This is a genomic window from Pseudonocardia ailaonensis (assembly GCF_039531635.1).
GTDB classification, from domain to species: domain Bacteria; phylum Actinomycetota; class Actinomycetes; order Mycobacteriales; family Pseudonocardiaceae; genus Pseudonocardia; species Pseudonocardia ailaonensis.
This window is the reverse complement of the sequence record NZ_BAAAQK010000003.1, coordinates 686,565-705,645: the sequence shown is the minus strand read 5'-3', so window position 1 is coordinate 705,645 and position 19,081 is coordinate 686,565. Positions and strand designations below refer to the sequence as shown.

20 protein-coding genes are annotated in these 19,081 nt (G+C 74.1%); 11 read left to right on the top strand and 9 right to left on the bottom strand.

Annotated elements, in window-relative coordinates:
* Positions 1-12: 12 nt before the first annotated feature.
* Positions 13-861, bottom strand: a complete 849-nt coding sequence (locus tag ABD324_RS06020) for an amidohydrolase family protein (RefSeq protein WP_344413198.1) — start codon at positions 859-861, stop codon at positions 13-15.
* Positions 862-1,084: 223 nt separating this feature from the next.
* Between ABD324_RS06020 and ABD324_RS06015 the strand changes: the two genes are divergently transcribed.
* The 3 genes from ABD324_RS06015 to ABD324_RS06005 are packed head-to-tail and all read left to right on the top strand — an operon-like array spanning position 1,085 to position 2,595.
* Positions 1,085-1,588, top strand: a complete 504-nt coding sequence (locus ABD324_RS06015) for a hypothetical protein (RefSeq protein WP_344413196.1) — start codon at positions 1,085-1,087, stop codon at positions 1,586-1,588.
* 6 nt (positions 1,589-1,594) lie between these two features.
* Positions 1,595-1,936 carry an Lsr2 dimerization domain-containing protein gene (locus tag ABD324_RS06010; RefSeq protein ID WP_344413194.1) on the top strand — a complete coding sequence of 114 codons (342 nt, stop codon included), beginning with the start codon at positions 1,595-1,597 and terminating at the stop codon, positions 1,934-1,936.
* Positions 1,937-1,956: 20 nt separating this feature from the next.
* Positions 1,957-2,595 carry a TetR/AcrR family transcriptional regulator gene (locus tag ABD324_RS06005; RefSeq protein WP_344413192.1) on the top strand — a complete coding sequence of 213 codons (639 nt, stop codon included), beginning with the start codon at positions 1,957-1,959 and terminating at the stop codon, positions 2,593-2,595.
* On the opposite strand, the gene ABD324_RS06000 is transcribed toward ABD324_RS06005, so the two are convergent.
* Genes ABD324_RS06000 through ABD324_RS05990 form a run of 3 tightly spaced genes read right to left on the bottom strand, consistent with a single transcriptional unit; the run spans position 2,592 to position 5,253 of the window.
* Positions 2,592-3,782, bottom strand: a complete 1,191-nt coding sequence (locus ABD324_RS06000) for a cytochrome P450 (protein ID WP_344413189.1) — start codon at positions 3,780-3,782, stop codon at positions 2,592-2,594. The two genes, ABD324_RS06005 and ABD324_RS06000, sit on opposite strands and share 4 nt — an antisense overlap.
* Positions 3,779-4,900: a thiolase family protein gene (locus ABD324_RS05995; RefSeq protein ID WP_344413187.1), complete on the bottom strand. Its 1,122-nt coding sequence runs from the start codon at positions 4,898-4,900 to the stop codon at positions 3,779-3,781. Before ABD324_RS05995 ends, ABD324_RS06000 begins: the two co-directional genes overlap by 4 nt.
* Positions 4,897-5,253, bottom strand: coding sequence for a Zn-ribbon domain-containing OB-fold protein (locus ABD324_RS05990; RefSeq protein ID WP_344413185.1), 357 nt, complete (start codon positions 5,251-5,253; stop codon positions 4,897-4,899). Before ABD324_RS05990 ends, ABD324_RS05995 begins: the two co-directional genes overlap by 4 nt.
* 185 nt (positions 5,254-5,438) lie before the next feature.
* Here ABD324_RS05990 and ABD324_RS05985 point away from each other — a divergent pair, with 185 nt between their 5' ends.
* From ABD324_RS05985 to ABD324_RS05970, 4 genes are all read left to right on the top strand, one after another.
* Positions 5,439-6,548: an LLM class flavin-dependent oxidoreductase gene (locus tag ABD324_RS05985; RefSeq protein ID WP_344413183.1), complete on the top strand. Its 1,110-nt coding sequence runs from the start codon at positions 5,439-5,441 to the stop codon at positions 6,546-6,548.
* Between the two features lie 125 nt (positions 6,549-6,673).
* Positions 6,674-7,525: a hypothetical protein gene (locus ABD324_RS05980; RefSeq protein ID WP_344413181.1), complete on the top strand. Its 852-nt coding sequence runs from the start codon at positions 6,674-6,676 to the stop codon at positions 7,523-7,525.
* A gap of 99 nt (positions 7,526-7,624) precedes the next feature.
* Positions 7,625-8,965 carry a glycoside hydrolase family 15 protein gene (locus ABD324_RS05975; protein WP_344413179.1) on the top strand — a complete coding sequence of 447 codons (1,341 nt, stop codon included), beginning with the start codon at positions 7,625-7,627 and terminating at the stop codon, positions 8,963-8,965.
* 217 nt (positions 8,966-9,182) lie between these two features.
* A complete protein-coding gene (locus tag ABD324_RS05970; protein WP_344413177.1) occupies positions 9,183-9,806 on the top strand; it encodes a hypothetical protein in 624 nt (207 codons plus the stop codon).
* 21 nt (positions 9,807-9,827) lie between these two features.
* Here the strand turns inward: ABD324_RS05970 and ABD324_RS05965 are convergent, their stop codons facing one another.
* Positions 9,828-11,201, bottom strand: coding sequence for an NtaA/DmoA family FMN-dependent monooxygenase (locus ABD324_RS05965; RefSeq protein ID WP_344413175.1), 1,374 nt, complete (start codon positions 11,199-11,201; stop codon positions 9,828-9,830).
* Positions 11,202-11,212: 11 nt separating this feature from the next.
* On the bottom strand, positions 11,213-12,382 hold the full coding sequence (locus ABD324_RS05960; protein ID WP_344413173.1) for an LLM class flavin-dependent oxidoreductase: 1,170 nt from the start codon (positions 12,380-12,382) through the stop codon (positions 11,213-11,215).
* 175 nt (positions 12,383-12,557) lie between these two features.
* Between ABD324_RS05960 and ABD324_RS05955 the strand changes: the two genes are divergently transcribed.
* Positions 12,558-13,394 (top strand): alpha/beta fold hydrolase, encoded by an 837-nt coding sequence (locus tag ABD324_RS05955; RefSeq protein ID WP_344413171.1) that lies wholly within the window; start codon positions 12,558-12,560, stop codon positions 13,392-13,394.
* Positions 13,391-14,533: an LLM class flavin-dependent oxidoreductase gene (locus ABD324_RS05950; RefSeq protein ID WP_344413169.1), complete on the top strand. Its 1,143-nt coding sequence runs from the start codon at positions 13,391-13,393 to the stop codon at positions 14,531-14,533. The genes ABD324_RS05955 and ABD324_RS05950 overlap by 4 nt, the downstream gene beginning before the upstream one ends.
* Here the strand turns inward: ABD324_RS05950 and ABD324_RS05945 are convergent, their stop codons facing one another.
* The gene (locus ABD324_RS05945; protein ID WP_344413167.1) at positions 14,534-14,905 is read right to left on the bottom strand and encodes a nuclear transport factor 2 family protein; all 372 of its coding nucleotides are present in this window, start codon (positions 14,903-14,905) and stop codon (positions 14,534-14,536) included.
* Between the two features lie 169 nt (positions 14,906-15,074).
* On the opposite strand from ABD324_RS05945, the gene ABD324_RS05940 reads away from it, so the two are divergent.
* Both ABD324_RS05940 and ABD324_RS05935 read left to right on the top strand, forming a co-directional pair.
* Positions 15,075-15,677, top strand: a complete 603-nt coding sequence (locus ABD324_RS05940; protein ID WP_344413165.1) for an RNA polymerase sigma factor — start codon at positions 15,075-15,077, stop codon at positions 15,675-15,677.
* A gap of 64 nt (positions 15,678-15,741) precedes the next feature.
* The gene (locus ABD324_RS05935) at positions 15,742-16,371 is read left to right on the top strand and encodes a hypothetical protein (RefSeq protein WP_344413163.1); all 630 of its coding nucleotides are present in this window, start codon (positions 15,742-15,744) and stop codon (positions 16,369-16,371) included.
* Positions 16,372-16,514: 143 nt separating this feature from the next.
* Here ABD324_RS05935 and ABD324_RS05930 read toward each other — a convergent pair whose 3' ends face one another.
* Together ABD324_RS05930 and ABD324_RS05925 are read right to left on the bottom strand one after the other, a co-directional pair.
* Positions 16,515-18,272: a sulfatase-like hydrolase/transferase gene (locus ABD324_RS05930; RefSeq protein ID WP_344413161.1), complete on the bottom strand. Its 1,758-nt coding sequence runs from the start codon at positions 18,270-18,272 to the stop codon at positions 16,515-16,517.
* Positions 18,269-19,048 carry a CDP-alcohol phosphatidyltransferase family protein gene (locus ABD324_RS05925; protein WP_344413159.1) on the bottom strand — a complete coding sequence of 260 codons (780 nt, stop codon included), beginning with the start codon at positions 19,046-19,048 and terminating at the stop codon, positions 18,269-18,271. Before ABD324_RS05925 ends, ABD324_RS05930 begins: the two co-directional genes overlap by 4 nt.
* Between the last annotated feature and the right edge of the window lie 33 nt (positions 19,049-19,081).

Genomic DNA, 19,081 nt, shown 5'->3' with positions numbered 1-19,081 from the left:
ACACCTGGACACTCACGGCCAGCGCAGCCACTCCAGCAGGCTCCGGCCCAGGACCGCGTCCGCGTCGCCCGGCGAGAGCCCGAGCTCGTCCCGGACCAGGCTCAGGCAGTCCGAGTAGGGGCCGCGCAGGCGGGAGAGATCGGATCCCCAGAACACCCGCTCCGGCCCGAACGCCTCCAGCACGCTGCGCGCCGGAGCGTGCAGCGCGGGGTGCGGATAGGGCTCGGTGCTCGCCACCGGCAGGGCCGTCATCTTGACCGACACACCGGGCTCGGCCGAGAGGGCGAGGAGGGGAGCCAGCTCGTCGGCGATCGCGCCGTCCGTGACCGTCCCGCTCAGTGCGAGGTGGTCCACCGCGATCCGCAGCCCGGGATGGGCGCGGGCGATCCCGCCGAGCTCCGGGAGCTGGCCCGGGCAGAAGACCATGACGGGCAGGTCCCGTTCGCGCGCAGCGGCCCACACCGGCGAGTCGGCCGCGTCGGCGAGCGGGCCGGCGTCCAGCAGCATGAAGGCGACCCGGATGCCCGCGAGACGGGGATCGGCCACGACGGCGTCGAGGCGGGCCCCGAGGTCCGGCGCGTCGATGTCGAACTGGGGCACCACGCGGAAGCGGTCCGGGTGCGCGGCCGCCGCGGCCAGCGCGTAGTCGTCCCGGCGGCCCTCGAACAGCGGCGGGACGATCACGGCGCGGTCCACCCCGGCCGCGTCCATCTCGGTGAGCAGGTCCGCCAGGTCGAGTGACGGCCGGTGGGTGCGCTCCCGCCACTGCTGCCCGTTGGGTGGCCACGGCCGGTCCGGTCCCTCGGGCAACCAGATGTGGACCTGCGCGTCCACCACGGGTGACGCGGACCGCTCCGGCATCGCCGCCTCCAAGAGTCCAGGTATCTTTTTCGACCGTAGGCACGGCGCGCCGCGGAGGCAAGCGACGCCGGGCATACGGTTCCTGCCATGCTGGTCCACGGGATCGGGCGGACTCCGATCCCGATTCCCGGCGAATCGCGTGGCGAATAGCGCGACCACGGTCACCTCCTCTCCGCATCGGGCGTGATCTAGGGATATCTTCGGCGAACACGAAAGGGGTTCGATGGCAGACGAGAAGGACTCGACGGCCGCGCTGTCGATCCAGGGCGAGCAGCAGCAGGACGCGGGTTGGATCAAGGCGTCCGAAGAGGACGTCGACCTGTATGTCGACCGGGTGTCGGACGAGGTGCTGGCCTGCCGCGAACGCGGCCGCCACCTGTTCCCGACGATCCGCCAGGCGGGGATCCATTTCGCCCAGGTCGACGACGAGGGATTGTTCATCCGGCGGCTCTCCTGCACCTGCTGCCTGCTGGCGGTACGGGTGGAGAAGTGGGAAGGGGTCCGCCGGGGCGGTCGCACGCGGTTCGCCCGGGTCGCGTCGACCCTGGAGTACCGCACCGGTCTCAACGGCGAGGAGTACCTGGCGCCGTCGGGCCGCGGGCACATGACGCCGCGCCAGATCGGCGACTCGGTGGCCTCGAAGGCGCTGGCCGGTCAGACGCTCACGTCGCTGCGCAAGGCCGCCCGGGACGCGGCCAAGGCGGCGAAGGTCGCGGAGAAGGAGTAACAGGCAATGGGCGTCCGGCAGATCCGGTACTGCGACATCAGCGGTGTCGAGAACGACGTCTCCTCCCACGAACTGCACATCGACCAGATGCGGGTGGAGCTCGACCTCGCGGGCAAGGAGTACGAGAAGCTGCTCGTGCTGCTGCGGCCGTACCTCGACGCGGGCCGCATCGAGGCGGCGCTCCCCGAGGGATCCGGATCGCGGGCCTCGCGGGCCCCGAAGCTCTCGCTCCAGGAGCGCCAGCAGGTGCGCCAGTGGGCCGAGCAGCGGGGAATCGAGGTGCCCTCGAACAACCGGTTCAAGACCGCGTTGATCGAGCAGTGGCGCGAGGAGACGCAGGCGGGCTGAGCGGTCGGTAGGCTCCGCTCATGCCGCGTCCCAGCCGGTGGTCGGAGATCCTCGCCGCCGCGAGTGAGGAGTTCCGCGAGCGCGGGTACGACAACGCCACGCTCGAGGGCATCGGTGCGCGGGTCGGCATTCTCAAGGGCAGCATCTACAACTACGTCGGCAGCAAGGAGGAACTGCTGCTGGCGGTCGTGGAGCAGCCCGCGAAACAGCTGCTCGCCGAGCTGGAGCGGCTGCAGGCCGACACGGGGACGAGCGTCGCGGTGCGGTTGCGCGAGTTCGTCCGCATGCAGGTGCGCATCTTCTCCGAGCATCATCCGGCCGCGTTCGTCTATGTGGCGCACATCGGCCGGATGACCGCTCCCCGGTTCGCCGAGTTCCGGGAGATGGACGCGCAGTACATGCGACTCGTCGAGTCCCTGGTGGCGGAGGGCGCGCGGACCGGCGAGTTCTCGCTGGCCGCGAGCCCGAGCACGGTCGCCCGCGCGCTCGTCGGGATGATCGACTGGATGCACCACTGGTTCACCCCGCGGGGCGAGCAGGCCGATCGGGAGCTGGCGGACCAGCTGTTCGCCCTCGCCCTGGGCGGGCTGGTCGCGGGCGGGGGGATCCGGGAGATCGCCCGGTCGTTCCCCGAGCCCCCGGTTCCGGACGTGCGCTAGAACTCGACCGGGAAGGCGGTCATCCCGCGGGACAGCAGGACCGGATGCCACTCGGGCGTCCCGGTCGGCCGCAGGGCGGGGAGCCGGCGGAACACCGCCGGGATCGCGATCGAGGCCTCGAGCCGGGCCAGCGGCGCGCCGAGGCAGTAGTGCAGGCCCACGCCGAAACCGAGCTGGCGGCCGGGCTTGCGGCCGACGTCGAACCGGTCCGGGTCGGCGAACACGTCGGGATCGCGGTTGGCCGCGGCGGGGCAGAGGAACACGCGCTCGCCGGCGCGCAGTGTGCGCCCGCCGAGCTCGACGTCGGTGGCCATCAGCCGGGCGATGGTCTTCGCCGGCCCGTCGAAGCGCAGCGTCTCCTCGACCGTGCCCGGCGCGTCCGGGGCCTGGCCGGGGTGCTCGAGCAGGGCGCGGATGCCGTTGCCGATGACGTTGGTGGTGGTCTCGTGGCCGGCAAAGAGCAGCAGCACACCCGTCGCCACGACCTCCTCGTGGCTCAGCGCGTCGCCGGAGTCCCGGGCCCGGACCAGGGCGCTCAGCAGGTCGTCGGCCGGTTCGCGCTCGTGGTGCGCCACCAGCTCGCCCAGGTAGGCGGTCAGCTCCGCCATGCCCCCGGCGCCGTCGGTGTGGCGGTCCGCGTCCCCCATCCCGCCGAACACGAGCCCGGTGATCCGGTCCGACCAGTCCTTGAACCGGTCCCGGTCCACGCGCGGGACACCGAGCATCTCCGCGACCACCGACGCCGTCAGGGGATAGGCGAACTCGCCGATCAGGTCGGCCTCGGAGCGGTCCGCCAGCGCGTCGAGCAGCTCGTCGGCGATCTCGGCCACCCGCGTGCGCACCCGTTCGACCGCGCGCGGGGTGAACGCGCGGCCGAGGAGCTTGCGCAGCCGCGTGTGGTCCGGCGGGTCCTTGAAGACCATCCAGTTCTCGAGCACCCCGAACGCCGCGCGCACGGCCGGATCGGTGTCCGGCCCGGAGAGCCGGGCGCGACGGTAGGGGGCGATGCGGTCGGAGGAGAAGCGGGGATCGCGCAGGGCGGCGTCGACGTCCGCGTAGCGGGTGACGAACCAGGAGCGGTACCGCTCGCTCCAGTGCACCGGATCGCGCTCACGGAGGTCCGCGAGCATCGGGTACGGATCGGCGACGGCCTCGGGGGAGAGGAGATCGGGCTGGGCCAGGGTCACGGCGCCTCCAGCACGGTGACCACGCACGCGTTGCCGTCGAGCACGGACACCCCGCCGCCCATCGTCTCGACGAGGCCGATCCGGGCCCCCGGTACCTGGCGGCCGCCGGCCTCGCCACGCAGCTGCCACACGATCTCGGCGACCTGGGCGAGCCCGGTCGCGCCGAGCGGATGTCCTCGGGAGAGCAGCCCGCCAGAGGGGTTGACGGGCTGCTCCCCACCGAGGGCGGTCCGGCCGCTCTCGGCGGCCTTCCCGCTCTCACCGGGGCCCGTGAGCCCCAGGGCTTCGGTGGTGACGAGCTCACCGATGGTGAACGCGTCGTGCATCTCGGCGACGTCGACGTCCGCGGGGCCGAGACCGGCGGCCTCGAAGGCCTCCGCCCCGGTCGCCCGGACGACGTCGTGGCCCCAGACGTTCTCCGACCGGTGGTTCCACGGCCTGCCGGAGCGCAGTGCCACCGACCTGACCCGGACCGCGCCCGGCCGCAGCGGCCCGAGGACCGCGGCGGCGGCACCGTCCGACGTCGGGCAGCACTGCAGCAGGGTGAGCGGGTCGGAGATCATCCGTGAGCCGAGGACCTCCTCGGCCGTGAAGGAGCCGGAGTACTGCGCGCGCGGGTTGTGCAGGGCGTGCGCGTGGTTCTTCACCGAGACGGCGGCGAGCTGGGCCGGCGTGACCCGGCCCTCGTGCAGCCACCGGGTCGCGGCCATCGCGTACAGGGCGGGCAGCGCGAGCCCGCTGCGGCCCTCGGGATCGGTGGGCTCGGGGGTGATGGCCCCCTCGAAGGCGGTGCTCATCTGCTCGATGCCCAGGGCGAGCACGCGCCCGTACCGGCCGGTGCGGACGGCCTCGTGGGCCTCGGCGAACGCGGTGGTGCCACTCGCACAGGCGTTCTCGACGGTCAGGACCGGCATCCCGGTGAGCCCCATGGCGCGCAGCACCCGCTGGGCGACACCCGCCGGGGCGAAGACGGTGCCGACCCACACCGCGTCGACGGTCCGGGGTCCGCCCGCGTTGCGCAGCGCCTCGTCGACCGCCGCGAACGCGAGATCGACGAGGTCGAGTCCGGGTTGGCGGCCGAAGTGGGAGGTGCCGACCCCGTGCACGGCGACGGTCACGGGACCACCTCGACTTCCACGTCCCCGTCGCCGGGGACCAGCCGGACCCGGGCGCCCACGGGGACGGGCCCGCCGGTGTGCGCGAGGACCCGCGGACCGTCGTCGAGGTCGACGTAGGCGAGGCCGTACGGCGGGGTGCGGCCGGGCACCGGGATGCGGACGACGGTGGCGCTCCAGACCGTGCCGAGCGGCCCGAACTCGGCGGGCTCGACGGCCCCGCCGCACTCCGGGCAGGCCGGCCAGGCGAACGCGCAGACCTCGCCGCAGGCGGTGCAGCGGCGGCCGGCCACCCGGCCGCCGCCCTCCCCGGCCACGACGCGGGGGCGTGGATCGGCGCTCGTCACGCCGCTCATGAAACCAAACAACAGGTCGGGTATCAACGCCACCGGGCGACCCGGGCGGCTCCTCTTGACAGCGTTCGTGAGCCGGGACACAGTGAGATCGCTGAGGACAGCAAACCGTCGTTTGTCCATTTCGGCGGCTCGCCGGAGCAGGACAAGAGCCCTCGTCGACTGAGAGAGCGAGAGGACCCCGACCGATGAAGTTCGGCTTCTTCACCATGCCCGAGCACCCGCCCCGTGAGAACTGGACGCTGTCCTACGACCGCGACATCGCGAACATCGTGGATGCCGAGCGGCTGGGCTTCCACGAGTTCTGGGTGGGCGAGCACCACACCGGCGGCTACGAGAACGTCCCGGTGCCGGAGTACATGATCGCCAAGGCGTCCGCCGTGACGCACCGGATCCGGCTCGGCACGGGCGTGATCAACCTTCCGTACCAGGACCCGTTCATGGTCGCGGAGCGGATGGCGTTCCTCGACCACCTGACGCACGGGCGCCTGGAGTACGGCTTCGGCGGCGGCGGCCTGCCGACGGACAAGGAGCTGTTCGGCCTCGAGCCCTCGGAGGCCTCGCCGCGGACCAACGAGGCGCTGGAGATCATCTGGCAGCTGCTCACCTCGGACGATCCGGTCAGCTACGAGGGCCAGTACTGGAAGTACGAGAACCGCCAGCTGCAGGTCGGGCCCTACCAGGACGTCCCGCCGTTCGCGATCGCCGGTCTCACCGGCGTGCACAACTACGCCAAGTGCGGCGAGCGGGGCTGGAAGCCGCTGTCGGTGCACTTCGCGCCCACGGACAACGGCACGTACACCGACGCCCCGGACCTCAAGGCGATGGGCGCCGCGATGCTGCAGGCCGGTGCGTCGGCCGGCATCGACCCGGCGGTGACCAGGGAGAACTGGCGGATCGTCCGCGAGGTCTACGTCACCGACGACAAGGACCAGGCGCTGCGCGACATCCGGGAGGGCGTGAAGCTCTCCTACGACTACCTGCTCGGCCTGGGCCTCGGCGCGCTGATGAAGATCGGCGACGGGATGGTCGACGCCGACCTCACCCTCGAGTGGATGGCCGACAACATCCCCTGGATCATCGGCAGCCCCGAGGACTGCACCCGCCAGCTCAAGGAGCTGGAGGAGGAGACCGGCGGCTTCGGCACCCTGCTGATCAACGTGCGGGACTGGGTGACCTCGGACAAGTGGAACCGGTCGAACGAGATGTTCGCCCGGTACGTCATGCCGCACTTCACCAAGCGCGAGCGCCTCGACCGGCGGCAGCGGCTGGCGAACCGCGCCCTCGGCATCGACTGACGCCCACAGGGCCCTCCCCGGCCTCGCCGGTCGTACCGCGCCCCTGATCCCTGGAGCAGCTCCGCGGCCCCGGGGATCAGGGGCGACCGGTCGTTGTCGACGGCCCCGGGGTCGTCCCCGGAGCGGTGCCTGTCCCCGAGGCCGTGGTCGTCGGTGAGGCCGTGGTCGCGTCCGGGGGAGGGCTCGGCGTGGTGGGCGGTGAGCTGGGCGGGACGGTCGGTGACGTCGGGGTGCTCGGCGATGTCGGGGTGCTCGGCGACGTCGCCGGGGGTGTCCGTGTCGTCGTCGGCGGCGGGCTCGGTGTGGTCGGCGTGCTCGGCGGGGGAGCGGCCGGTGTGGTCGACGGCCGGCCTGATCCCGGGCCACTGCGGACCGGGATCCCGGTGCTTCCGGCGGCGGCACCCTCCGCCGCGGCCGACGGTGTCTCCGCGGCGGGCGGTATCGCCGGGGCCGGCGTCGAGACCGTCGGCGCAGGCGGGACCGTCGGCGCGGGAGCGGGAACGGCCGACCTGATCGGGGCGGGCCGCGCGGAGGCCGCCTGCGCGGTGCGGACCGGGATCCTCGCGGCCGGTACCCGTCCGATCGGCAGCGGCGCCGCGGTCGGCGCCGCGGGCGGGTCCGCGACCGGCGCCGCGCCGGCCACCGGCCCCGGTGTCGTCCCGATGTCCGCTGTCGGCCCCGGTGTCGTCCCCGTCCCCGAGGTCAGCCCCACACCCGGCGCCGGCGCGGCGGCCGCGATCCGCGGGCTCTCGGTAGCCGACGACGTCAGGAACCACGCCGAGGCCACGGCGCCGACTCCGAGCACCGCCGCCACGCCGACCACCGTCATCCGCGCCGCCCGCTGCAGGCCGCCGTGCCGCAGCAGCATCGTGACCACGACGCCCGCCCACGCGGCGAACAGCAGCGCCGCGGCGACGACTCCCCACTGCTGCGTCATACCCCCATCCTGCCCCTCCGGGGCGATCGTTGCGTCATGAAGCGATCGTTGTGCCCGTCACCCGGCGACTTGCCGGGCCGGTCCCGCACGCCGGCGCGGCGCTGTTCCGGTCCCGCCCGATCCACGCCAGACTGGTCGGATGCTGACCTTCGCGTCGATGCGCTCCGCGGTCACCGCACCGGGTTTCGACGGCATCGCGCGCGTCATGTACTGGCTGATGACGCGCAACGTGGCGAGCCGGGTGATCAGCTACACCGACCCGCTGACCGGGGCGCGCTCCCTGCCTGGCGCGATCGTCGCCTCACCCTCCTTCGCCACGGACGGCACCGGCGACACCACCCAGAACTACGTCTTCCACTGGGTCCGGGACGCCGCGATCGCCGCGGCCGAGATCGCCGCGAGCGGGTCGCGGGCCGGGGACCCGCTCGTCGACCTGCGGATGGCGCAGTACGCCGAGTTCGCCGCGACCTGCCAGGCTGCCACGGACGATCTCGCGACCGCGGTCTTCACGATCGACGGCAGGCCCCGTCAGGGCTGGTCGCTGCAGCACGACGGGCCGGCCCTGCAGGCCCTGATGCTGCTCGGTGCCGCCGAGCGCCTGGACGGCCCGGCGCGGGACGCGGCCCGCGGTGTGGTCGAGCGGGATCTCGCCTTCGTCGTGGAGCGTGCCCACGATCCCGCGACGAACCTGTGGGAGGAGGTCAGCGGCCAGTCCCTGTTCACCCGCGCCGTCCAGCTGCGCGCCCTGCGTGCCGCGCCGGACAACGCGCTCGGCGCCGCGATCCCGGCCGGGGCCCCGGACGTCGAGGCCTGGCTCGCGGCCCGGATCCCGGACCACGTCGACGGGAACGGCCGCTACCTCTCGGTCCTCGACGCGCAGCTGCGACCGGACTACGACCCCAACATCGACGTCGTGCTCGCGTGCCTGCACGGCGCGATCCCGGCGACGGACCCGCACCTGCTGGCCACGGTCGCCGAGCTGCGCCGGATCTGGACGGACCCCGCGTCGCCCTTCCGGTACCCGATCAACGACATCGACGCCGCCGAGGACCTCGGCCCGCTCGTGGGCCGGTACCCGGGTGACGTCTACGACGGCGACAACGACCCCACCGACACCACCCGGGACGTCGTGGGGCACCCCTGGCCGGTCTGCAGCGCCGCGCTCGCCGAGCTCCACTACCGGGTCGCCGCCGCGATCGCGAACGATGCCGCGCCCCCGGCCGACGACCTGTCCCGGCCCTTCTTCGCGCAGGTCGGGGCCTCGGGGGTGGCCACCTCGGAGGCCGTCGCCGCCCTGTGCCGTGCCGGGGACCGGATCCTGCGCGCGATCGTGTCGCACTCGGACCACCTCTCGCTGTCGGAGCAGTTCGACAAGGAGTCGGGCTTCGAGAAGAGCGTCCGCGAGCTCACCTGGAGCTACGCGGCGTTCCTCTCCGCCGTGCGGGCGCGGCGCCGGGTCCGTCCGGGTGGCGGCGGCTGACCCGACCCGACCCGACCCAACGCGGCCCGGCCCGGCGCTGACCGCTCGCACACGCCGTCGGGCCCCGGCACACCGGTGACGACCGTTGTGCGACGGATCGGAGGTGTGTGCGAACCGCGCGTATCAGGGGCGCGTGCGGGCCGCTCTGCTCACCGGGGGCCTGCGGGCCCGTGGGCGTGGGCGTGAGAGGGGCCGGACGATGGGGCGAGCAGCCGAGATGGACGTCGCCGACGAGTCCGACGACCGGGCCGGGCCGCCGGCCGTCGTCGTCGGCGGCGCGTCGGTCCTTCCCGTCCTCCCGGTCGTCCCCGACGTGACCGGGATCGAACCCGAGCGGTTGGTCGAGGCGTTGGCCGCCGCGCCGGGAGGGGCCGAGCGGGCCGCGGCGCTGGCGGCCGAGGACCTGCCCGCGCCAGGCGGACGGACCGCGCTGGAAGCTGCACGGCTGCGCGGGTACGTCCTGGCGGCGTTCTGCCGAGCCGGGCTGCCGGCGGAGGTGGAACCCCACGTCGTCGCCTCGCTGGAGTCCGGGCTGCCCTACGAGGTGGCCGGTGCGGCGCACGCCCTGCAGGGGCTCGAGCGGGCCGCCCCGGACTTCGCGGGGCCCCTGGCCCGCGCCCTGCGGTCCCTCGCGGGCGCGGACGCCCGGATCAGCTTCGAGGCCTACCGGCCCTCCTGGCCCTACGCCGAGCCGACGACCGCGCTGACCGAGGTGGTCCGCGCGATCGGCCGGCTCGGCCCGGACGCCGGTGAGGCCGCCGCGGCACTGGCCGCCCTCGACGTCGGCACCCTCCCCGAGCACCTCCGCCCCGAGGTCGCGAAGGCGCTCGCCGATCTCTGACCTGCCTCGTGCGGGACCGGCTCAGCCGATGACCGTGCCCAAGGTCGTGGCCGGCGTCGTGGGCGCCTCCGACAACCCCAGGTGGGAGCGCAGGGTGTCGCCCTCGTACTCGGTGCGGAAGACCCCGCGCTCCTGCAGCAGGGGCACGACCTTGTCGGCGAACTCGTCGAGGCCGCCGGGGGTGATGTGCGGGACGAGGACGAAGCCGTCGCTCGCGTCCGCCTGCACGAACTCGTCCATCGTGGCCGCGACCCGCTCCGGGGTGCCGATGAAGCTCTGCCGCCCGGTCATCTCGATGACGACCTCGCGGCTGGTGAGGTTCTTGGCCGCGGCCAGCTCCCGCCACTCGTTCGCGGTGGCGACCGGGTCCCGGTACATCCGCACGCTCGCCCGGCCACGGGAGATCGTGTTCTCGCCGACGACCGGGTCGACGCCGGGCAGCGGGCCGTTCGCGTCGTGGTCCGACAGGTCCCGGTTCCACAGCTGCTCGAGGAACTTGATCGCCGTGGCGGAGCTGACCTGCTGCAGGCGGACCTCGTGCGCGCGCTCGGCGGCCTCGGACTCGGTGTCGCCCAGCACGAACGTGGTCGCGGGCATGATCTTGAGGTCCTCGGGGGCCCGGCCGTACTTCGCCAGCCGGCCCTTCACGTCGGCGTAGAACTCCTTGCCGGCGTCGAGCGTGCCGTGCCGGGTGAAGATCGCGTCCGCGCCCTGGGCGGCGAACTCGCGGCCCTCGTCGGAGTCCCCGGCCTGCAGGATGACCGGGCGGCCCTGGGGGCTGCGCGGCACCGGGAAGCGGCCGGAGATGTCGAACTGGTCGGAGTGGATCGCGAACTCCCCGGCGTGGGGATCGGCGAGGAACCGGCCGGACTCCTTGTCCGCCACGATCTCGTCGCCCCGCCAGGAGTCGAACAGCTCCCAGGTGGCGGCCAGCAGCTCCTTGGCGCGCAGGTAGCGCTTCTCCTGGGGCAGGAAGCCACCGCGGCGGAAGTTCTCGCCGGTGAACTCGTCCCACGACGTCACCACGTTCCACGCGGCCCGGCCGGCCGAGAGGTGGTCCAGGGTGGCGAACTGACGGGCCACCTCGTAGGGCTCGTTGAAGGTGGAGTTGATCGTGCCGGCGAGGCCGAGCTTGTCGGTGACGGCGGCCAGCGCGGACAGGATGGCGAAGGTGTCCGGGCGGCCGACGACGTCGAGGTCGTAGATCTCCCCGCCCTGCTCGCGCAGGCGCAGGCCCTCGGCGAGGAAGAGGAAGTCGAACTTGGCCCGCTCGGCGGTGCGGGCGAAGTGGACGAACGAGCGGAAGTCGATGTGGCTGCCCGCCTCCGGGTCGCTCCACACCGTGGTGTTGTTGACGCCGGGGAAGTGGGCGGCGAGGTGGATCTGTTTGGGCACCGGTGTCCTCCTCAGGCGGCGTAGCGGTTGGCGGGGCGCTCGAGCCCGAAGTGCCCGCGCAGGGTGTCGGCCGTGTAGGCCGTGCGGAAGGCGTTGCGGCGCTGCAGCTCCGGCACCAGGGCGCGGGTGATCTGCGGGAGGTCGTGGTCCACCGCGCCCGGGCGCAGCCGCGCGCCGGAGAGCCCGGCCTCCTGCCATTCCAGGATCAGGTCAGCCAGCTCGGCGGGGGTGCCGGTGAGGATCCGCGCGTCGCTGATGAGCTCCCGGCCCGCGCCGTTCGTGCTCAGGCGGGAGTCCATGCGGCCCTCGCGGTCCCGGGCGGCCTCGGCGCTCTCGTCGAGGAACACCACGACGTCCCCCAGGACGTGCAGCGGCTCCTCGCCGCGCCCGGCCTCCTCCTGCGCGCCCCGGATCTCGCCGAGGATCCCGGCGATGTCGGCGGTCTCGTGCGGCGTGACGAACCCGATGTCCGCCGAGCGCCCGACGAGCCGGTAGGCGTAGTCCCGGTGGGCGAGCGCGGTGACGAGCGGCTGGCCCTGCGGCGGGCGCGGGGTGATCGACGGGCCCCGCACCGAGAAGGTCGCGCCCTCGAAGTCGATGTAGTGCAGCTTGTGCCGGTCGACGAAGCGGCCGGTCGCGGCGTCGCGGATCTCGGCGTCGTCCTCCCAGCTGTCCCAGAGCCGGCGGACGACCTCGACCCAGTCCGCTGCCTCGTCGAACATCGCGACGGAGTCGTCCCGGGTCAGCGCGCGGCGCCCGACCAGCGCCGCCTCGTCCGGCCGCGACGACACACGGACCCGGACGCCGGCGCGGCCGGTGCTCACGTAGTCCAGCGTGGCGACGGCCTTGGAGAGGTGGAAGGGCTCGGTGTGCGTGGTGACCGCCGTGGGCACGATCCCGATGTGCTCGGTCAGCGGCGCCACGCGGGCCGCGAGCAGGACCGCCTCGAGCCGGCCGCGGACCTGGTCCGTGCGGTCGTCCGGCTCGAAGGGGCGGGAGGACTGCAGGCCGAAGGTGTCCTCGAGGGTCACGAGATCGAGCAGCCCGCGCTCGGCCTCCTGGACCTGGGCGGTCCAGTACCGGGCGTCGAACAGCTCGGTGGGGCGCGCGTCCGGCTCGCGCCAGGACGCGGGGTGCCAGCCGGTGCCGTCGAGGGCGACGGCGAGGTGCAGGGTGCTCACGGGGTTCTCCGGGTCGGGACGGGTGAGGGACCGGTCAGCGGACCGGACACGCACAGGTCGTGACGCGGCAGGCGTCGATCCACCGCCGCTTCGTCAGGACCCCCGGGAGCACGTGCTCGACAGTAACCCCGTCGTGCGCCCGGTGTGAGGGCCTTCGCGCGGCTACCCTGCCGATGTGCCGAGGACCTCACCGGACGCCGACGGGTGCGCGCTCGCCTACGACCGGGGTGGCTCCGGCGCCCCCGTGCTCCTGCTCCACGGATGGCCGGGGGACCGCTCGGACTGGGCGGACGTCGCGGTCCTGCTGCCGGACCGGGATGTGGTCGTCCCGGACCTGCGTGGCTTCGGGGAGTCGGACCGGGCCGAGGACGTGACCGCGGCCGGGCAGGCGCGCAGCCTGCTGGCGCTGCTCGACGAGCTGGGGATCGCCCGGGCGGTCGTGGCCGGGTACGACGTCGGCAGCCGGGTCGGGCAGACCCTCGCCGCCGCGCACCCGGACCGCGTGGCGGCCCTGGTCGTGGCGCCGCCGCTGCCCGGGGCGGGGCGCCGTGTCCTGGAACCGCAGGCCGTGCCCGAGTTCTGGTACCAGCACTTCCACCAGCTCGCGCTCGTCGAGGAGCTCGTCGACGGTCGGCCGGACGCCGTACGGGCCTACCTGCGGCACTTCTGGGAGCACTGGTCGGGGCCCGCGTTCACCGTGTCCGAGGAACGGCTGGACCGGCTGACGTCGCGCTACTCGCCGCCGGGAGCGTTCGCCTCGTCCGTCGGCTGGTACCGGAGCGGGAACGCGATGATCGCGCGGTCGCTCGCCGAACGGCCTCCCGAGAACCGGATCACGGTGCCCACCACCGTGCTCTGGCCGGAGCACGATCCGCTGTTCCCGCGGGCCTGGTCGGACCGGCTCGACGAGTTCTTCGCGGACGTCACGCTGTACCCGCTCGACGGCGTCGGGCACTTCTCGCCCGTCGAAGCGCCCTCCGCCTGGGCCACGCACCTGCGGAGCGTCTCGTGAACCGTCCCCCGCTGTCCGTCCTCGATCTCTCCCCGGTCCCGGCGGGCGGCACGGCCGGGGACGCCCTGCGCGGGTCGATCGCGCTGGCCCGGGCCGCGGAACGCGCCGGCTACCACCGGTACTGGGTGGCCGAGCACCATCTCGTCACCGGGGTCGCGTCGTCGTCGACCCCCGTGCTGGTGGCGATGATCGCGGACGCCACCAGCACGATCCGGGTCGGTTCCGGGGCGGTGCAGCTGCCGATCACCCGGCCCGTGCAGGCGGCCGAGCAGTTCGGGACGGTCGCGCAGGTGCACCCGGGGCGGATCGACCTGGGGCTCGGGCGGTTCGACCTGCACCGCATCCTGCGGCCGCGCAAGCGCAGCGGGCCGCCGCGGGTCCACGAGTCCCGGGTGGTGGACGGGCTGCTGCTCGCCGCGCCCGCCCGGGTCTTCCAGGGCGATCCGTGGATCTACGGCTGCCTCGCCGAGATGATCGACGTCGACCTCGACGCCCCGGCGCCCGACTACGGCACGCAGGTCGACCAGATCCTGTCCTACCTCGCCGGCACCGCGACCTCGCCGGACGGGCGGCCCCTGCACGTCACTCCCGCCGAGGGTGCGGAGCTGGACGTGGCGGTGCTCGGGTCGACGCCCGGGGTGAGCGCGGAGGTGGCCGGCAGCCGCGGGCTGACGTTCGCCGTGGCGCACCATCTGCTGCCGTTCACGGTGCTGAGCACCGTCGAGGCCTACCGGAAGGCCTTCCGGCCGGGGCGGATCGCGGAGCCGCACGTGATCGTGTCGGCAGACGTGGTCGTCGCGGAGACCGACGAGCGGGCGCGCGAGCTCGCCGCCCCCTACGCCGAGTGGGTGCTCGGGATCCGGACGGGCAAGGGCGCCCAGCCGTACGTCACGCCGGCCGAGGCCCGCTCCCGGGAATGGACGGACGAGGAGCGGGCCGGGGTCCGGGACCGGACGGAGACGCAGTTCGTGGGCTCGCCCGCGACCGTCGCCGAACGGCTCGACACGCTCGCCCGGGTCACCGGCGCGGACGAGCTGATGGTCACGACGATCACCACCGACCCGGCCGATCGGGTGCGCAGCCACGAGCTGCTGGCGGCGGAGTGGGGGCTGACCCCGAGACCGGACTCGTACGGCTAGCTAGGCCGGTGCGAGCCGGGCCATCAGCGGGGCGAGGTCCACGGCGACCCGCATGGCGGTGATGCGGCCGTCCGGGCCCCGGTCCAGGGCGTCCATCGCGGGCACGGTGACCTGCGCGCCGTCGTGCAGGGTGAAGGTCACGGTCAGCTCGCAGACCGCGCCGCCGGGGACCTCGTGGACCGCCCGGTACTCGTGGTGCAGGCCGGAGAGGGCCGCGAACATGCCGCCGAGCACCCCGGTGATCTGGTCCTTCCCGACGGCGGGGGGCTGGTTGCCCAGCACGAGGACGGCGTCGTCGGTGAAGCGGGCGAGGAAGGCGGCGAGGTCGAGGGCGTCGAGCGTGGCGTAGAAGTCGCGTACCCAGTCGGACATGGTGGCTCCTGGCGGATCGTCGCGGTGACGGGGTGGGCACGTGGCCCCGCCGGGGGTGCGTCAGAGTGTCGGGGTCGAGTGTGACCGGGAACACTGAATCGGCGGGCCGAGACCCGATCGTGACCTGTCCGGGCAATCCGGGGAGGCGTGGCGGGCCGTAGGAGGGGACATGGGAGTGCGTGGGGGGCCGATCGGCGGCTCCTTCTTCCCCGCGGGAGCCGCGCTCGCGGACGACCTCCTGCTCGCCGGGCTCGCCGAGGGGGACGCGCAGCTGTCCGTGGCGTTCGTCCGGCGCTTCCAGCGGAAGGTCTTCGGGGTGGCGGTCGCGGTGCTCGGGGACGCGAGCCTGGCGGAGGACGTCGCGCAGCAGGCGTTCGAGCGGGCCTGGCGGCACGCCGCGCTGTTCGACCCGCGCCGGGGGACCGTCGGTGGCTGGCTGGCCGGGATCACGCACAACCTGGCCGTCGACGTGGTGCGGTCGCGCCGGCCCGCGCCGATCGATCCGGGGGACATCGAGGCGCTGCTGGGGGCGGTCACGCGCACGCCGGAAGGGGTGGCGCTGGCCTCGGAGTCGGCCGCCGAGGTGCGGGCGGCGATCCGGGAGCTGCCGGTGGAGCAGGCCCGGGCGCTGGTGCTGTCGGCCTACCGCGGGTTGACCGCGCGGGAGGTCGCGGAGGTCGAGGGGATCCCGCTGGGGACGGCGAAGACCCGGATCCGCACGGCGATGCTGCGGCTGCACGCGGCGCTCGAGCCGGGGAGGAACGGATCATGACCGTGCTCGTTCCGGCGCTGGTTCCCGTGCTCGTTCCGGCGCCGGCTTCCGGGGAGGTGGCGTCGTGACCGACTGCGAGGGCTGCCGGGAGCTCGCCCCCGAGCTGGCGTTGGGGCTGGTCACCGGGTCGGAGCGGGCCGCGGCGCACGCCCACCTGCAGCAGTGCGCGGAGTGCCGGGAGCACGTGGCGGAGCTCGCCGGGATACACGACCGGCTGCGCGACCTGATCCCGCCTGCCGAGCCCCCGGTGGGGTTCGAGCAGCGCGTGCTGAACCGGATCGGGACCCCGCGCGCACCGGCTCCCCGGGGGAGCTGGTGGGGGCGCTTGGCGATCGCGGCCGCGGCGGTGGCGGTCGTGTTCGGCGGCGGCTGGGCGGCCGGGAGCGCGACCTCCGGCCGCCCGGTCCCCGCGGCGGTCGCGGCGCCGCTGGTGGCCGGGGACCGGCACGTCGGCGATGTCGTGGTGGCGCGGGACAGGCCCGCCTTCGTCTCGCTGTACCTGGATGTGCCTTCCGCGGGCCGGTTGAGCTGCACGTTCCTGCGCAAGGACGGTTCGGTGGCCGGGGAGACCTGGTACGACGCGGACCGCGGTACCTCGTGGTGGGGTGTGGCGCTCCCCGCGGGCGGGGCCACCGTCCGGATCGCCGACTCCGCCGGCGCGGTCGTCGGCGCCGGCTCGATCCCGTCCCCTTAGGGAGTGTCTGACGGATCGCCGGCGGGGGTCCGTCAGACGCTCCCTAGCCCCCGCGAGTCGGCACCTCCAGTAGGTCGAAAAGCACGCTCACGACGTCGTCAGCGTGTGTTTCGGCCTACGAAATGTGCCGACTCGCGGGTTTCTCACGGGGTGTGGGCGCTGCCGAAGGCCTGGAAGAACCTGTCGCGGAAGGCCTCCATGGGCCAGACGGGGGCGTCGTGGGCGGGCCGGAGGCCGTCGTCCCAGTGCCAGTCGGCGATCTTGTCGAGGACCGCGGGGTCCTTGGCGACGATCGTGATCGGCACGTCCCGGCTCGCGCCGTCGCCGGTCACGGCGGGGATGGGCTGGTGGTCGCCGAGGAAGACCAGGACGGTGTTCTCGTCGCCGTAGGTCCGCACCCAGGAGATCAGGCTCTGCAGCGAGTAGGCGATCGAGCGCGCGTACTGGACCTTGTCGCGCTGCGGGTCCGGGAGGTCGGAGGTGATCGGGGGCTGCGTCGCGAAGACCGAGCCGTCGCCCAGCTGGTCCCAGCCGACCATCGATGGGACCGCCGTCCACGGCTGGTGGCTGGAGGTCAGCACGACCTCGGAGAACAGCGGGCCCCGGCCGGGGCGGGCGTTCTCGCGGTCCTGGAACTGGTGCAGCGCGTACTGGTCGGGCATCGACGACCAGCCGTAGGCCGGGCCGCGGTAGCCCAGGGTGTCGACCGGGTACGGGCGGTCGAAGCCGTAGAACTTCCCCTCCGGCCAGGCCTCGCTGGTGCCCGGCATGATCGCCGTGGTCTCCCAGCCGGCGTCCCTGAACGCCGCCGAGAGGGTGAGCCGGTCACTGGTCACCAGGCCGCGGTAGCGCTCCTGGTTGTCGATGTGCAGGCCGGACAGGAAGGTGGCGTGGGCCATCCAGCTGCCGCCGCCGGCGATCGGGCTGGTGAGGAACCCGCTGCGGGCGGCGAACCCGGCCGCCTTCAGCTCGGCCGAGCCGGCGTCGAGGACCTGGTCGACCTGGGCGTCGAGCGCCGGGTCCTCGATCGCGGAGCGGCCGTAGCTCTCCACGAAGGTGAGGACGACGTCCTTGCCCTGCAGGCCCGAGAGCCGTTGCGCGGCAGGGACACCGCGGTAGGCGTCGGACGCCGCCTGCTGCGCGAACACGGCGCGGTCCCGGATGCTGGTGGGGATCTGCTCGGCCTCGAACTTCGCCAGGGACGCGGTGCTGCGCGAGGCCACCGGCACGGTCGGGACGATCTGCGCGCCGACCAGCGCGCACGCCGTCCACACCACGGCGAGCCCGGCGACCGCGCCGGCCGAGCCGCGGCGGTGGGCCGTGACGAGCCGCCCGATCCGGGCGCCCGCGAGCGCGAGCAGCGTCACGAGCGCGATCGCGAGCAGCGCCGCGGCCGCGGCGATCGCGATCGCACCCGCCTGGCCGGCCGTGCCCACGAGGAAGGCGTAGGCGTCGCCGAGCAGGGGCCAGTCCGTGACCGGGTCGAAGGGGCGCACGAGGGTCTCGAGGAACCCCATGTCGAGGGCCCGCACGATCAGCAGCACGCCGAGCAGGCCACCGAGCACCGGGGCGATCCAGCGGCGGGCGCGGGGGAGCAGGAGCAGCAGCAGCGCCGCGGCCGCCAGGCCCTCGACCGGGATGCGCAGGAACGCGAGCGGGGTGAGCTGCTCGAGACGGGTGGGGACGACGAGCGCGGCCCACACGGCGACGACGGCCAGGGCGGACAGGGTGCCGGAGAGCCAGGGCCGGCGGGGCCGGGTCGCGGCCACTGCCGGCCGGTCGGGATCGGCCCCGGTCCCCGGGGGATCGCTCGCCTCGCGGGGAGTCGGCGCGTCCGGGTCGGCCGGGTCGGGATCCGCGCTCGGTGAGCCGCTCGGGTCGGCCGCGGGAGAGTCGCTCACGGCGCCACCCGGGGTGCCGGCACGACCGGTCCCGCGTCACCCCGCCCTGAGGGAACGGGCCGGTGGCGCCACAGCCAGCCGACGCTCTGCCCGAACGACCAGGTCAGCAGTGCCAGCGCCACCGCGACGATCGCGATCGAGGCCGCCACCGGCAGCACCCCCGAGATCGCGACGACGAGGGCGATCCCCTGCACGGCCGCGACCACCTTGGCCGACCAGCGGGTCGGCAGGCTGCCGCGCAGCCACGGGAGCAGCCAGGAGGCGCCGACGTAGGCGTAGCGCATCGCTCCGATCGCGAGCGTCCACGGCCCCAGCAGGGTCGCGGCGTACACGCTCAGGACCAGCACCGCGACGGCGTCGACCTCCATGTCGAAGCGGGCACCCAGGGCGGAGACCGTGCCCGTGTGGCGGGCCACCTTGCCGTCGACGAAGTCCAGCGCCAGGGCCACGGACGCCACGGGGACGAGCAGCCAGACCGGCGCCGCACCCGTCGCGAGATGGTCGGCGACCAGGGCAGCCACGCCGCCGATCAGCACCGCGCGGCTCAGGGTCACGAGGTCCGCCGGGCCGAGCGCCACCGCTCCCGCCCGGCGGGCGGCGCCGGCGAGCAGCACGATCAGGGCGGCCCCGTACCCCGCCCCGGCGGCCCAGCCCACCGGGCCCGGGCCGAGGGCGGACAGCAGCGCCACGAGCCCGACGGCCGCCGCGACCAGCGGGCGGGTCGTACCATCGACCACAGTGGACGACGGCCGGAGCGGATCCAGGGCGGCGGTCATCGAGACTCCTTGCGCATGTCCCACAGCACGGAT